Origin of the sequence: Caballeronia catudaia (assembly GCF_001544755.2) — a bacterium.
GTDB classification, from domain to species: Bacteria; Pseudomonadota; Gammaproteobacteria; order Burkholderiales; family Burkholderiaceae; genus Caballeronia; species Caballeronia catudaia.
On sequence record NZ_FCOF02000010.1, the window covers coordinates 21793 to 35378 of the forward strand.

Consider the following 13586-nt stretch of genomic DNA (forward strand, 5'->3'; position numbering starts at 1 on the left):
CCGATCGTGCAACAATTGGAAGCACGAACAGTTCTTGAAGTCGGGAAAGCGGCATGGACACGCTCCAAAACATGCGCGTATTCGTGCGAGTCGTCGAAGCGGGCAGCTTCACGGCGGCCGCGCAGCATCTCAATACGACGACGGCTTATGCCTCGCGGGCCGTGTCGGATCTCGAAGCGCATCTGCGCGCGCGCCTGCTCAATCGCACGACGCGGCGCATCGCGCTCACCGAAGCGGGCGAGCGTTATCTGCAACGCTGCGAGCAGATCCTCGCCTATGTCGATCAGGCGGAAGCCGAGGCGGGCGACGCCCACGCGCGTCCGTCCGGCAAGCTCAAGGTCCATTCGATGACGAGTTTCGGCCAGCACTACATCGTGCCGATGATCTCGCGCTATCAGCAGCGTCATCCGGCGGTGCAGGTCGAGCTGACGCTCGCGCAGCGCGTGCCGGACCTGCTCGACGAAGGCTACGACGTGTCGGTCGTGCTCGCGTCCGATCTGCCCGATTCCGGGCTCGTGTCGGCGCGGCTCGGGACGGCGTTCAGCATCGCGTGCGCGTCGCCGCCTTATATCGAGAAACACGGCGCGCCGCACGTGCTGTCCGACCTCGTACGCCACACGTGTCTGCATCTGATGACACCGGTGTTTCCCCCGGACCGCTGGGTCTTCGACGGCCCCAACGGTCAGGAGACGGTGAGCCTCGGTCCGTCGACGTTCACCGTCAATGTTGCCGAGGCGATGGTCGCGGCGATCCGCGAAAGCATGGGCATCGGCGTGCTGCCGACTTCGTCAGCGCTGCCGGGCTTGCGCGCGGGGACGCTCGCGCGCGTGCTGCCGCAATACACGATGCAGGAGCTGAACGTCTACGCGCTGTACCCGTCGCGCCAGTATCTCGATGCGAAGATCCGCACGTGGGTCGAGTTCCTGCGCGACGCGCTGCCGGAAACGCTCGCCGCGGATGCCGAATCGCTGAAGGAATTCGTCGTCACTTGAGAACGGCGCGAATTCGTTCGTTACGAAAAAAAGCGCGGTGCAACACTTGCTTACTCACTGTTTGTCCGCAGCTTGATACTTTCGGCACTGTTCAATTGCAACTTTCACCGGGACAAGTCAAATGGGTACGCCACTTCTCCTCGCACTCGCCGCGCTTCTGGTGCTGATCGCCATTCCGGCGTCGCGCGATCTTTTCAACGCCATGCGCGCCCAGTCGGAACGCGATGCGAAGCGCCGTCTCGTGCCGGTTCGGATCGACGACGAGCGCGACGCGCGCATGCGACGCAATCGCGATCCGTACGATCGCTGATCAGAGCAGGGTTTCGAGCGGTTCGATGAGACGCGGCTCGTCGTTGGTCGCGCGATTCACGTCCGATGAAACGCGATGCCAGACGAAATGCGACGCCGGCACGCCATCGGCTTTGACGAGCCCGGCGAGGTCATCCGATGATGCGGCGGGATCGAGCCAGCGCCGCGCGACGGCCGGCGCAAACACCAGCGGGCGGCGGTCGTGCACATCGACGAGACCCTCGTCGGCGGCGGCCGTCACGATGACGAAGCCAGCGCCAGGCGCCGCGGCGTCTTCATCGCGCAGGATGCTGGTGAGCGCGGCGAGATACATCGGCCGCCGTCCGCGCGCTGAATGAAGTAGGGCTGCTTGAACGGCTTCGCCGCGGGATCACCGGGGCGCGGCTCGATGCGCCATTCGAACCAGCCGTCAGCGGGCACGAGAATGCGCGCCTTCTTCCACAAATGCTTGAAATACGCGCTCGTCGACGCAGTCTCGACGCGTGCGTTGATCGTCTGCGGCAACTTCTTCTGAATGGCCCACGGCGGGCAATAACCCCAATGCACGGCGCGAATCGTTTCGTCGGGATAGACGGCGAGCGGATGCGTGCCGGGCGAAAGGTTATAGCCGGGACGCCTGTCGGCGGCATCCACGAGCACGAACGGATTCTTCAGATGCAGGCGTTGCGCGTAATGCATCGGCAGTCGGTACTGGCTGATTCGGCCGCACATGGCGTTCCTCCGCAAAGTCCAACACGGTTCGTGCTTCTTTCTTCGACGCTTATATTTCGACGACCTTGTCCCACGCGAAGTCGGGATTCTCCCATTGCTGCGCGCGACGGCTGAAGTATCCGCGCGGATTGCAAACGACGCGCGTGCCCCCGATGACGTAATCGAACGACGTATGCGTATGCCCGTGAATCCATAGCGATGCGGGCGCGCGCGCAAGTGTCGGCAGATGATTGACGAAGCCCGCCGACACGAGATCTTCCGCATAGCGGGGCGCCAGGCTCTCGCGCATCGGCGCATGATGCGTGACGACGATGGTCTCGCCTGCGAAGGGCTTCGCGAGCTCGCCTTCGAGCCACGCGCGCGCCTGTTCGTGCAGCGCGAGGGAATCGTCGGGAGCGAACTCGCGGTGCTCGCCATCGGGCTCGGGCCATGCGAGCTGAATCAGGCCTTTGTAGTCGAGCATGACTTTCGTGCACGCTTCCTTCGCTGCTTCGATCTCGTTCGCACCCGCGCCGAACAGCGCGAAGTCGGTCCAGAGCGTCGTGCCGAGCACGCGCCACGCGCCGCGCCGGTCGACCAGCGACGCGTTGTTCAGATAGTGCACGTTGTCGACACTGCGCGCGGCGTCCTGCATCGCCGCTTCCATCGCGCCGAACTCGGCGTCGTAATATTCGTGATTGCCGGGCACGTAGATGACGGGCACATCGGAATCGAAATTTTCCGCCGCCCAGCGCAGCCCTTCGGCGTGGTTGTGAATGTCGCCCGCCAGCACGACGAGATCGGCCTCGGCATAGGGAATCGCCAGCGGCTCGTCGCATTCGAGATGCAGGTCCGACAGCACGCGAATTTTCATGCGATCTTCTCCTCGCCGGGCGCGGTGCTCGCGCGCACGACCTTGCCGGGGTTCATCAGGTTGTCCGGATCGAGCGCGGCCTTGATCGCCTGCATGAGCCGCACTTCGACCGGCGATTTGTAGTGCATCGCTTCATCGACCTTCAACTGGCCGAGGCCGTGCTCCGCGCTGATGCTGCCGCGATGCCTGTGCACCTGGTCGTACACGAGCGCATTGACCGGGGTCTGATACGCGTCGAGGAACTGCTTCTGGTCGGCGCCTTCGGGCGCCTGCACGTTGTAGTGCAGATTGCCGTCGCCCAGATGGCCGAAAGTCACCATGCGCACGCCGGGCACGGCCTTCGCGATGATCGCATCGGTTTCGTCGATGAAGCGGCCGATGCTCGAAATGGGCACGGCGATGTCATGCTTGATGTTCAACCCTTCCTCGGCCTGCGCGAGCGGAATGTGCTCGCGCAAGTCCCAGAACGCCTGCGACTGCGCAAGACTTTCCGCGACGACCGCGTCCTCGACGATGCCTTTTTCCAGCGCTTCTTCCATCAACCGTTCGAAAAGGGCGCGCGCGTGCGCTTCGCTTTCGCTGTCGGAGAGTTCGAGCAGCACCGTCTGTGAGTGCGGCTCGCCGAACGGATAGCGCAGTTGCGGAAAGTGCCGCCCGACGAGGCGCATCGAGAAATCGGACATCAGCTCGAAGCCGGTCAAAAGCGCGCCCGCGTGATGCTGCGCCAGCGAAAGGAAATCGAGCGCGGCGTGCGGCGACGCGAGCCCGGCGAGCGCCGTGACTTTCGCGACGGGCGCGGGATGCAGCTTCATCACGGCCGCGGTGATGATGCCGAGCGTGCCTTCCGCGCCGATGAAAAGGTCGCGCAGATCGTAGCCGGTGTTGTCCTTGCGCAGACCGCGCAGGCCGTCCCAGATTTCGCCTTGCGGTGTGACGACTTCGAGCCCGAGACACAGCTCCCGCGTGTTGCCGTAGCGGAGCACGCCGGTGCCGCCCGCGTTCGTCGACAGGTTGCCGCCGATCGTGCAGCTTCCTTCCGCCGCAAGGCTGAGCGGAAAGAGGCGTTGTGCGCTTTCGGCGCGCGCCTGAATCTCGGCGAGCACGACGCCCGCTTCGACGGTGATCGTGTTGTTGTGCGGATCGATGCCGCGAATCCGATTGAGCCGCTTCAGGCTGATGACGGCCTGCGCGCCGCTCTGATCGGGCGTCGCGCCGCCGGCGAGTCCGGTGTTGCCGCCCTGCGGCACGATCGCGACGCGATATTCGCGCGCAAGCCTGACGAGCGCGGCCACTTGCTGCGCATCCGATGGCAGCAGCACGGCGCACGCATTGCCGCGATAGCGCTTGCGCCAGTCGACGCGATACGGCTCGGTGTCGACCGCGCTGGTGAGGACGTGCGGCGCGCCGAGGACATCGGTGCAGGCGGCGATGAAAGCTTGAGAAGCGGTCATGAGGAGATGAGCAAGAATTAGAGTGGAGCGTAGTTCACAGTATCGCGCAGGGAAGCGACGCGCGACCCTCGTCCGAATGGCATAGGCACGCGCGTTGGCCGCCGATTCATGCTAAAAAGCTTCACGTCCCGGCGGTATCGTCGCGGAAAAAGCGAACGGACTAGCTTTTTTTCGCACGCGCGTCCATGCGGGCCGCCCGTTTGAACGGCGCGACATAGGCGAGCGCGCAGACGAAGAATGCAAGCGAAAGCAGCGCTTCGAGCCAGGCAAGCGACGCGGACAGACCCGCATCGGTCATGCCGCGCACGACGCCTTCGGCGAGATAGAGCAGAACGAGCATCGACGCCCACTGGAGCGTGTAGAGGCTCCTGCGCGCGACGCCCGGCAGCGCGCACGCGAGCGGCAGCGCCTTCAGCGCGAGCGCCCACGCGCCGGGTCGCAGCGGAGCGAGCCACAGTTCCCAAAGGATCGTAAGCGCGATGAGCGCGCTGAGACTCGCGAGCGCGCCCAATGCGAAGGCGGACTTCGGCCGCGATTCCGGGGCGGGCGAACTCATGCCGAGCGGGCGCCGCGCACGAGATCGAGCGCGGTGCGGGCGAGCCGCGCGCCGAGTGCGACGGCGAGCGCTTTCTCGTCGGCGGAGATGCCGTGGCGCTGATGCTCGTCGCCGCCCGCGCGCGCGTGATGCGATGCGCCGTAGGGTGTGCCGCCGCTTTGCGTCGTCGTGAGCCGCGATTCGGTGTACGGGATGCCGACGATCATCATGCCGTGATGCAGAAGCGGCAGCATCATCGAAAGCAGCGTGCTTTCCTGGCCGCCGTGCAGGCTGCCGGTCGACGTGAAGACGCTCGCGGGCTTGCCGGCGAGCGCGCCGGACAGCCACTGCGGCGTGGTGCCGTCGAGGAAATATTTGAGCGGTGCGGCCATGTTGCCGAAACGCGTCGGTGAGCCGAGTGCGAGACCCGCGCATTCTTCGAGATCGCGCAGCTCCGCGTAAGGCGGGCCGTCGGCGGGAATGTCGGGCTGCGTGGCTTCGCAAACGGTCGAGACGGGCGGCACCGTGCGCACGCGCGCCTGCATGCCGGGAACGCTGTCGACGCCCTGGGCGATCGCGAGCGCAAGCTCGCGGGTCGCGCCGTGGCGGCTGTAGTAAAGCACGAGGATGTCGTTCATAAGGCTTTTTTAGTGAACGGCTATTATAGGTATCAGGTGATTTTTCGTGGCGCGGCGCGGCTTCAGATGCAAGCGCCGCCACGACGGGAGAAGCGTTTGCAGCATCTTTCCATCGATCTCGCAGCGGTCAGGCGTCTCGCGGGTTTCGTCGCGCGGCGCATCGGCGAGGACCGCGTCGCGCAAGTGGCGGGCAGTCTCACGTTCACGAGCGTGTTGTCGCTCGTGCCGCTCGCAACCGTCGCGTTCGCGCTCTTTACCGCGTTTCCGATCTTCGGCTCGTTTCAGGCGTCGCTGCAGGATTTCCTCGCCGTGCACCTTATGCCGCCGCAGATCAACGACCAGATCTTCAAGTATCTGAACCAGTTCGCATCGAAGGCGAAGGGGCTCACGACCGTCGGCATGATCATTCTCTTCGTGACGTCCGTCATGACGATGATGACGGTCGAGTCGGCGTTCAACGTCATCTGGCGCGTGAAGAAGGCGCGGCCGATCGCGCAGCGCGTGCTCGTCTACTGGTCGATCATCACGCTCGGGCCGATTCTCTTCGGCTGCAGCTTGTCGATCTCCTCGTATGTGTTCGCGCATTCGGTCGCGTTCGCGGGCTCGCACAATCTGATGCCGCCGATCGTCGAGTGGGCGCTGACCGGCGTATCGCTGCCGCTCACCGCGCTCGCGTTCACGATGATTTACGTCTACATGCCGAACTGCAAGGTCGAGTGGCGCGATGCGATCGTCGGCGGGATCATCGCGGCCATTGCGTTCGAACTGGGCAAGCGCGGCTTCGGCTCTTACGTGCGGCGCATTCCCACCTATACCGCCGTGTACGGCGCATTCGCCGCGCTGCCGGTTTTCCTGTTGTGGGTCTATCTCTGCTGGATGATCGCGCTCGTCGGCGCGATGGTCACGTCCGCGCTGCCCGCGATCCGCACGGGGCAGTATCATCGGCGCGATTTTCCCGGCAGCGATCTGCTCGACGCGCTCGAAATCCTCGCGCGGCTCGTCGAGTCGCGGGAAGAGGGCAAGCCCGGCTACACGGCGCTGCAGCTTGCCACGCTTTCGCGCTGCGATCTGGATACGTCCACGCGCCTGATCGCGCGGCTCGATGCGCTCGGCTGGATCGGACGGCTGGAGGATTCGCGCCAGCCGCGCTACGTGCTGATCGCCAATCCGAATCAGATCACGGTGACGATGCTCTTCGAGCAGTTCGTGATCGACGGCGCGGAGCTGGAGTACCAGTTGAAGCTCGATGCGGCGCAGGTGGATTGCAGCGCGCTCATGAACGCGCTCGAGAACGAGAAGCTGGACATCACGCTCGGCTCGCTGATCGCCGCGCGGGCATCGGCGCTCACGAGCGCGCGCATGCGCGAAGTGCCGCGCTCGTCGATGCCGGAGCAGCCCGCGTAGATCGAAGCAGGCGCGGGATCAAAGCGAAATCTTGCCGATGCAGATGTCCTTGAACATCACCCAGTCGCCCATCAGGCTGTAGATGGGATGGCGAAACGTCGCCGGGCGATTCTTTTCGAAGAAGAAATGGCCGATCCACGCGAAGCCGTAGCCGCAAACGATGGCCGCGGGCAGCCAGAGCCAGTCGCCAGTGGCGATCGCCATCGCGAGGCAGCCGATCACGCCGAGCGAGCCGACGAAGTGCAGCCTGCGTGACATCAGATTGCGATGTTCCTCGAGGTAATAGGGATAGAACTCGGCGAAATTCGCGAAATGTTCACCGTGTGCGGTGTGCGCCATCACGGCCTCCTGATGATGCCTGATGCCTGCTGGTGTCATGCGGGCGCTCCCGCGCCTGTCCGACGATTGCGCCAGCAAGATTCATTCTGCGGCCGTCATGCGCGGCGTGCAAGCGGGCGCCGCGAGGTTGCGCGGCCCGCCGCACAGGCGGCGTCAACCGGTTTTTGCCTGCGCTCTGGCGCAGTCGAGCGCGAACGCGAAAAGCGCGTCGAGCGTCGCGTCGGGCTGTTCGGACATCAGCGCGTGGCCGGCGTCCAGTTCCACCGTTTGCACGGAAGCGCCCGTCTGCCTGAACGCGTCCACGAGCGGGCGCGCGGCGCGCGGCGGCGTCATCACGTCGCGCTTGCCGCTCACGACGCACACGGGACAGCGCACGGCGGCCGCGCGTTCGAGCGCATCGGCGTAGGCGTTGCAGGCGCTGAAATCGGTATGGAACAGCAGCGCCTCGCCGCGCAGGCTCACGCGCTCCATCAGCCGCTGATTCACGCCGTGCAGCCAGAAACCCGGCGCGGGGCTCGACGGCTTCGCGGCGATCGTCGAATGCGACCACTGATTGACCATGTCGATCGCTCCGGGCTCGTGCTCGCGGGCGGCGTCGAGCAGCGTGTCGGAGACGTGCATCGGCGCGGCGGTCGCGAGGAGCGCGAGGCCCATCGCGCGCGCGGGATGGCGCGCGGCGGCGTCGTGCGCGATCAGCGAGCCCATGCTGTGGCCGACGAAGAGCGCCCTTTGCACGCCCGCCGCGTCCAGCACGCCGATCACCCAGTCGGCGAGCGCGCCGATGGTGGCGAGCGCCGGCCCGTCGCTGCGCCCGTGGCCCGGCAGATCGAGCGCGAGCACGCCGAAGCCGTGATGCGCGAAATAGCGCGTCTGCAACGCCCACACGCTGTGATCGTGCTCCGCGCCGTGAATGAACACGACGGCGGGGCGTGCGGCGTTGAAAGGTTTGCCGCCGGTATAGGCGTAGGCGGCGCGGCCGTTCGTATCGACGTTCATGCGCGGCTCCCGAGCGGCGCGGGCGCGCTTGCGTCCGGAGCGCTTTCGGCGGCTTTCTGCGCGGCTTTCAGTCCGCGCTTGAGATCGTCGATGAGATCGTCCGGGTCTTCGAGGCCGATCGACAGGCGGATGCATCCCGGCCCGATGCCCGCGGCCGCGAGCGCGGCGGCGTCCATGCGAAAGTGCGTCGTCGAGGCGGGATGGATCACGAGAGAACGCGCGTCGCCGACGTTCGCGAGATGCGAGAAGAGCGTGAGCGTTTCGATGAACTTCCGCGCCGCGGGCACGCCGCCCTTGATATCGAAGCTGAACACCGCGCCCGCGCCGCGTGGCAAGAGACGCGCCGCGAGCGCGTGATCGCGATGCGTCGGCAATTCGGGATAGGCTACGCCCTCGACCGCCGGCGATTTCAGCAGGAACTCGATCACCTTGCGCGTATTCGCGACATGCCGATCCATGCGCAGCGGCAAGGTCTCGATGCCTTGAAGCAGTTGCCACGCCGCCTGCGGATGCAGACACGCGCCGAAATCGCGCAGGCCTTCACGCCGGGCGCGCAACAGGAACGGCGCGACGGTGCTCTCTTCGGCGAACACCATGCCGTGAAAGCCCTCGTACGGCTCGGTGAACTCGGGAAAGCGTCCGCTTGCCGCGAAGTCGAACGTGCCGCCATCGACGAGCACGCCGCCGATCGTGGTCCCGTGTCCGCCGAGAAACTTCGTCGCGGAGTGATAGACGAGATCCGCGCCATGCTCGAACGGTCGCAGCAGATACGGCGTCGTGAACGTGGAATCGACCAGCAGCGGCACGCCGCGCTCGTGCGCGAACCCCGCGACGCCCGCGATATCGAGCACGTCGAGCCCGGGATTACCGAGCGTTTCGCCGAACAAGAGCCGCGTGTCGGGCCGCGCGGCCGCGCGCCACGCGTCGAGATCGTGCGGCGGCACGAAAGTCGTCTCGATGCCGAAGCGCCGCAGCGTGTAATGCAGCAGATTGTGCGAGCCGCCGTAGAGCGCGCTCGACGCGACCACATGCGAGCCCGCGCCCATCAGCGTGGCGATGGCCAGATGCAGCGCGGCCTGTCCGCTCGCCGTGCCGATCGCGCCGACGCCGCCTTCGAGGGCGGCCACGCGTTCTTCGAACACCGCGACGGTCGGGTTCGAGATGCGCGAATAGACATGCCCCGAGCGCTCCATGTTGAAGAGCGCGGCGGCGTGATCGGAGTCGCGGAAGGTGAACGAGGTGGTCTGATAAATCGGCGTCGCGCGGGCGCCGGTGGCGGGATCGGGCGCGGCGCCCGCGTGCAGCGCGAGCGTGTCGAAACGATTGGCTGGCATCATGAGCGGCCGGCGCGTGTAACGGCGCCGGCATGCGGCGAAATGAGGGTCAATCATCGTAACATCGGATGCGCGCGCCCAAACCTAGGGCGAACGCGCGGCCGCGAATCGTGCAAAGCCTTGTCCGTTCGGCCAGCGCGGGCGTTCCCGAGGCGCGCCCAGCTTTCCTTTTGCGGGCCTTTCCGATAGCATCGACTCATCGTTTCATCAACGTTTGGGCATCCGCACCGGCATTTCGCGAGGAGACAGTCATGCGAGTCAGCGACATTCTGAAAGTAAAGGGCAACACGCTGTTTACCGTGACACCCGATACGCCGCTCTCCGACGCAGTCGACACGATGGCGGCGCACGACATCGGCTCGCTCGTGGTGATGGAATACGGCGATCTGGTCGGCATGCTGACCTTCCGCGAGATCATCCTCGTCCTGCATAACAACGGCGGCGCCGTCGGCACGACCACGATTCGCAAGATCATGGACGACCATCCGCTCACGTGCACGCCGGAAACCGACGTCAACGAAGTGCGCCGCATGATGCTCGAACATCACGTGCGCTATCTCCCGGTCATGGAAAAACGCCAGCTGATGGGCGTCATCTCGTTCTACGACGTGGCGAAGGCGGTCGTGGAAGAGCAGGGCTTCGAGAATCGCATGCTGAAGGCGTATATCCGCGACTGGCCCGAGCAGCAGGAAGAAGCGCGTTGAGAATCATTGACGTGCCGCGAAGTCCCGCGCTTCGCGGCATTGCCGATACCATGCGCAAAGTTCATCATCCGAAGCGCGCCGATGGCGCGTTTTTTTTCGTCTGGCCTAAGGGTGCGATTTCATCCGGCGGCCCGGTTTTCGTTTCATCCGGATTCGGTCGCGTCGCGCATGCGATCAACGCCGGAGTTCACTATTCCGCAAGACATGAGTGACAAACCGTTGCGCGCCGCGTCGCGCACTTCCCGACGTTCTTCGACCGAAGGCGAAAGCCAGTTCCGCCTGCTGCGCGAGCGCCGTTTCGCGCCGTTCTTCTGGACGCAGTTTCTCGGCGCGATGAACGACAACGTGTTCAAGGTCGGATTCACGTCGCTGGTGACGTTCCAGGCCGCGCGCTTTTCCGGCGTCGATCCGAAGACCGCCGCGTTTCTCATCTCCGCGATCTTCATCGTGCCGTTCGTGCTCTTTTCCGCGACGTCCGGCCAGATCGCCGACAAATACGACAAGGCCGTGCTCGCCCGCCTCGTCAAGAGCTTCGAGATCGTCGTGATGCTGATCGGCGGCGCCGGCTTCGTTCTGCACAGCGCGCCGCTGCTCTACGCATGCACTTTCCTGATGGGCGTGCATTCGACCGTGTTCGGGCCGGTGAAATACGCATACCTGCCGCAGCATCTCGATTCGCATGAGCTGGTTGGCGGCAACGGGCTCGTCGAAATGGGCACGTTCGTCGCGATTCTGATCGGGACGATCATCGGCGGGGCGGCGGCGGGCGCGTCCGACCACGGCGCGATGCTGCTCGCGGCCGCATGCCTCGCGTTCGCCGTGATCGGGCGCGTTGCGTCGGCATTCGTGCCGAAGTCGGAGGCGCCGCAGCGGGACCTGCGCATCAACTGGAATCCGGTCTCGGAGACGTGGCGCAATCTGAAGCTGGCGAAGCAGGATCGCACCGTGTTTCTGAGTCTGCTCGGCATCTCTTGGCTGTGGTTCGTCGGCGCGACCTTTCTGACGTCGTTCTTCAATTTCGCGAAGGACGTGCTGTCCGCCAATCCCGATGTCGTGACGGTCCTGCTTGCGACGTTTTCCATCGGCATCGGCACCGGATCGCTGTTGTGCGAGCGGCTCTCGAAGCGCCGCGTCGAGATCGGGCTCGTGCCGCTCGGTTCCATCGGCATCAGCGTGTTCGCGATCGATCTGTTCTTCGCGAGTCATGGCATCGCGCCGGCGGGACATCTGCTCGGCGTGCCGGAATTCCTGCGAGTGTGGACGCACTGGCGCATTCTCGCGGACCTGTTCCTGCTCGCGATGTTCGGCGGCTTCTACAGCGTGCCGCTCTACGCGTTGATCCAGGCGCGCAGTCAGCCTACGCATCGCGCGCGCATTATCGCGGCGAACAACATCCTCAACTCGTTCTTCATGATCGTCTCTGCGCTAATGGCGCTGGCGCTCACGTCGATCGGCGTCGGCATTCCGGGGCTTTTCCTGACGACAGCGCTGCTCAACGTCGTGGTCGCCGTGTATATCTATTCGCTCGTGCCGGAGTTTTTGCTTCGCTTCATCGCCTGGATGCTGGTGCATACGTTTTATCGCATCCGTCTCGTCGATGCCGGGCGCATTCCGGCGCACGGCCCGGCGGTGCTCGTGTGCAATCACGTGAGCTTCGTCGATGCGGTCGTCATCATGGCCGAGAGCCCGCGGCCAATCCGCTTCGTGATGGATCACCGGATCTTCCGCACGCCGGTGCTCGGACGCCTGTTCCGTCGCGTGAAGGCGATTCCGATCGCGCCCGCGCACGAGGACGCGCATATGCTCGAACGCGCCTATGAGGAATGCGCGAAGGCGCTGGATGAAGGCGATCTCGTCTGCATCTTTCCCGAAGGCAAACTGACGCGCGACGGCGAGATGAACCCGTTCAGGCGCGGCATCTCGGAGATTCTGAAGCGCCATGCGGCGCCCGTCGTGCCGATGGCGCTGCGTGGGCTCTGGGGCAGCGTGTTCTCGCGCCACGAAGACGCGCAGTGGCCGCGCCCGATTCATCGCGGCGCGATGACGCGCCTCACGCTCGCGGTCGGCGAGCCGATCGCGCCGGAAGACGCGACGCCCGCGCATTTGCAGGAAGTCGTGTCGGCCTTGCGCGGCGCGCGGCGGTAGATGGCGCTGGCATAATAGCGGTTTCCCCCGACACTTTTTTTCAGGTCGACGCTCATGTCCGGCAATACCCTTGGCACGCTCTTCACCGTCACGAACTTCGGCGAATCGCATGGACCGGCGATCGGCTGCGTGATCGACGGCTGCCCGCCGGGCATGGCGCTCTCGCAAGCCGATATCCAGATCGAGCTCGATCGCCGCCGCCCCGGCACGTCGCGGCACGTCACGCAGCGTCAGGAAGCCGATCAGGTCGAGATTCTCTCCGGCGTGTTCGAAGGCGTGACGACGGGCACGCCCATCGCGCTCCTGATCCGCAACACCGATCAGCGCAGCAAGGACTACGGCAACATCGCGCAGACGTTTCGTCCCGGTCACGCGGACTACACCTACTGGCAGAAGTACGGCGTGCGCGATTATCGCGGCGGCGGCCGTTCGTCGGCGCGGCTGACGGCGCCGACGGTTGCCGCGGGCGCGGTCGCGAAGAAGTGGCTGCGCGAGAAGTTCGGGCTCGAGACGCGCGGCTGCATGAGCGCTTTGGGCGAGATCGGCATTCCGTTCGTCGATTGGCGGCACGTGCAGGAGAATCCGTTCTTCTCGCCGAATGCGGACGTCGTTCCGCAACTCGAGGAATACATGGACAACCTGCGCCGCGACGGCGATTCGGTCGGCGCACGCATCGAAGTCGTGGCGACGGGCGTGCCGGTCGGTTTGGGCGAGCCGCTTTACGACCGTCTGGATGCCGACATCGCCCACGCGATGATGGGACTCAACGCGGTGAAAGCCGTCGAGATCGGCGCGGGGTTCGCGAGTGTCGCGCAGCGCGGCTCGCAGCACGGCGACGAGATGACGCCCGAAGGCTTCGCGACCAACAACGCGGGCGGCATTCTCGGCGGCATTTCGAGCGGGCAGGACATCCGCGTGTCGATCGCGATCAAGCCGACGTCCAGCATCCGCACGCCGCGCCAGTCGATCGATCAGGAAGGCGCTGCCGCTACCGTCGAAACGTTCGGCCGTCACGATCCGTGCGTCGGCATCCGCGCGACGCCGATCGCGGAAGCGCTGCTCGCGCTGGTGTTGATGGACCACGCGCTGCGTCATCGGGCGCAATGCGGCGATGTCATCGTCGGTACGCCGAAGATCGCGGCGCAAATGCCGTCGAAGTAAAAAAGGGCGCCGAT

At 65.2% G+C, this 13586-nt stretch carries 13 protein-coding genes and 1 pseudogene; 6 read left to right on the plus strand and 8 right to left on the minus strand.

What is annotated here, in order from left to right; all coding sequences use genetic code 11:
• The first annotated feature begins 53 nt into the window (after positions 1-53).
• Positions 54-992: a LysR family transcriptional regulator gene (locus AWB75_RS13295; protein ID WP_061124549.1), complete on the plus strand. Its 939-nt coding sequence runs from the start codon at positions 54-56 to the stop codon at positions 990-992.
• Between the two features lie 121 nt (positions 993-1113).
• The gene (locus AWB75_RS13300) at positions 1114-1302 is read left to right on the plus strand and encodes a hypothetical protein (protein ID WP_061124550.1); all 189 of its coding nucleotides are present in this window, start codon (positions 1114-1116) and stop codon (positions 1300-1302) included.
• Here the strand turns inward: AWB75_RS13300 and AWB75_RS13305 are convergent.
• From AWB75_RS13305 to wrbA, 5 genes and pseudogenes are all read right to left on the minus strand, one after another.
• Positions 1303-2012: pseudogene (locus AWB75_RS13305) on the minus strand (SOS response-associated peptidase). It abuts the gene before it with no gap.
• Positions 2013-2061: 49 nt separating this feature from the next.
• Complete coding sequence (locus tag AWB75_RS13310; protein ID WP_061124551.1) at positions 2062-2865, minus strand: metallophosphoesterase; 804 nt, start codon at positions 2863-2865, stop codon at positions 2062-2064.
• A complete protein-coding gene (locus AWB75_RS13315; RefSeq protein WP_061124552.1) occupies positions 2862-4316 on the minus strand; it encodes an FAD-binding oxidoreductase in 1455 nt (484 codons plus the stop codon). The genes AWB75_RS13310 and AWB75_RS13315 overlap by 4 nt, the downstream gene beginning before the upstream one ends.
• Before the next feature lie 160 nt (positions 4317-4476).
• Positions 4477-4872 (minus strand): DUF2069 domain-containing protein, encoded by a 396-nt coding sequence (locus AWB75_RS13320; protein ID WP_061124553.1) that lies wholly within the window; start codon positions 4870-4872, stop codon positions 4477-4479.
• Positions 4869-5489: an NAD(P)H:quinone oxidoreductase gene (wrbA, locus tag AWB75_RS13325; RefSeq protein WP_061124554.1), complete on the minus strand. Its 621-nt coding sequence runs from the start codon at positions 5487-5489 to the stop codon at positions 4869-4871. The genes AWB75_RS13320 and wrbA overlap by 4 nt, the downstream gene beginning before the upstream one ends.
• Before the next feature lie 96 nt (positions 5490-5585).
• Here wrbA and AWB75_RS13330 point away from each other — a divergent pair, with 96 nt between their 5' ends.
• The gene (locus tag AWB75_RS13330) at positions 5586-6893 is read left to right on the plus strand and encodes a YihY family inner membrane protein (protein ID WP_061124722.1); all 1308 of its coding nucleotides are present in this window, start codon (positions 5586-5588) and stop codon (positions 6891-6893) included.
• 18 nt (positions 6894-6911) lie between these two features.
• Here the strand turns inward: AWB75_RS13330 and AWB75_RS13335 are convergent, their stop codons facing one another.
• From AWB75_RS13335 to AWB75_RS13345, 3 genes are all read right to left on the minus strand, one after another.
• The gene (locus AWB75_RS13335; protein WP_061124555.1) at positions 6912-7232 is read right to left on the minus strand and encodes an Mpo1-like protein; all 321 of its coding nucleotides are present in this window, start codon (positions 7230-7232) and stop codon (positions 6912-6914) included.
• A 153-nt stretch (positions 7233-7385) separates the two neighbouring features.
• Positions 7386-8228 carry an alpha/beta fold hydrolase gene (locus AWB75_RS13340; RefSeq protein ID WP_061124556.1) on the minus strand — a complete coding sequence of 281 codons (843 nt, stop codon included), beginning with the start codon at positions 8226-8228 and terminating at the stop codon, positions 7386-7388.
• Positions 8225-9562, minus strand: a complete 1338-nt coding sequence (locus AWB75_RS13345; protein WP_061124723.1) for an O-acetylhomoserine aminocarboxypropyltransferase — start codon at positions 9560-9562, stop codon at positions 8225-8227. The genes AWB75_RS13340 and AWB75_RS13345 overlap by 4 nt, the downstream gene beginning before the upstream one ends.
• A gap of 251 nt (positions 9563-9813) precedes the next feature.
• Between AWB75_RS13345 and AWB75_RS13350 the strand changes: the two genes are divergently transcribed.
• The 3 genes from AWB75_RS13350 to aroC all read left to right on the plus strand — a co-directional run bounded on the left by AWB75_RS13350 (position 9814) and on the right by aroC (position 13572).
• The gene (locus tag AWB75_RS13350) at positions 9814-10266 is read left to right on the plus strand and encodes a CBS domain-containing protein (protein WP_061124557.1); all 453 of its coding nucleotides are present in this window, start codon (positions 9814-9816) and stop codon (positions 10264-10266) included.
• A gap of 204 nt (positions 10267-10470) precedes the next feature.
• Positions 10471-12411: an MFS transporter gene (locus tag AWB75_RS13355; protein ID WP_061124558.1), complete on the plus strand. Its 1941-nt coding sequence runs from the start codon at positions 10471-10473 to the stop codon at positions 12409-12411.
• Between the two features lie 54 nt (positions 12412-12465).
• Positions 12466-13572 (plus strand): chorismate synthase, encoded by a 1107-nt coding sequence (gene aroC, locus AWB75_RS13360; RefSeq protein WP_061124559.1) that lies wholly within the window; start codon positions 12466-12468, stop codon positions 13570-13572.
• The last annotated feature ends 14 nt before the right edge of the window (positions 13573-13586 follow it).

What these genes read in the sequence shown, in the direction of transcription:
- AWB75_RS13335 (WP_061124555.1), bottom strand. Translation starts at nt 7,232, where the DNA reads ATGGCGCACACCGCACACGGTGAACATTTCGCGAATTTCGCCGAGTTC.
- AWB75_RS13350 (WP_061124557.1), top strand. Translation starts at nt 9,814, where the DNA reads ATGCGAGTCAGCGACATTCTGAAAGTAAAGGGCAACACGCTGTTTACC.
- wrbA (WP_061124554.1), bottom strand. Translation starts at nt 5,489, where the DNA reads ATGAACGACATCCTCGTGCTTTACTACAGCCGCCACGGCGCGACCCGC.
- AWB75_RS13320 (WP_061124553.1), bottom strand. Translation starts at nt 4,872, where the DNA reads ATGAGTTCGCCCGCCCCGGAATCGCGGCCGAAGTCCGCCTTCGCATTG.
- AWB75_RS13315 (WP_061124552.1), bottom strand. Translation starts at nt 4,316, where the DNA reads ATGACCGCTTCTCAAGCTTTCATCGCCGCCTGCACCGATGTCCTCGGC.
- AWB75_RS13345 (WP_061124723.1), bottom strand. Translation starts at nt 9,562, where the DNA reads ATGCCAGCCAATCGTTTCGACACGCTCGCGCTGCACGCGGGCGCCGCG.
- AWB75_RS13340 (WP_061124556.1), bottom strand. Translation starts at nt 8,228, where the DNA reads ATGAACGTCGATACGAACGGCCGCGCCGCCTACGCCTATACCGGCGGC.
- aroC (WP_061124559.1), top strand. Translation starts at nt 12,466, where the DNA reads ATGTCCGGCAATACCCTTGGCACGCTCTTCACCGTCACGAACTTCGGC.
- AWB75_RS13355 (WP_061124558.1), top strand. Translation starts at nt 10,471, where the DNA reads ATGAGTGACAAACCGTTGCGCGCCGCGTCGCGCACTTCCCGACGTTCT.
- AWB75_RS13310 (WP_061124551.1), bottom strand. Translation starts at nt 2,865, where the DNA reads ATGAAAATTCGCGTGCTGTCGGACCTGCATCTCGAATGCGACGAGCCG.
- AWB75_RS13300 (WP_061124550.1), top strand. Translation starts at nt 1,114, where the DNA reads ATGGGTACGCCACTTCTCCTCGCACTCGCCGCGCTTCTGGTGCTGATC.
- AWB75_RS13295 (WP_061124549.1), top strand. Translation starts at nt 54, where the DNA reads ATGGACACGCTCCAAAACATGCGCGTATTCGTGCGAGTCGTCGAAGCG.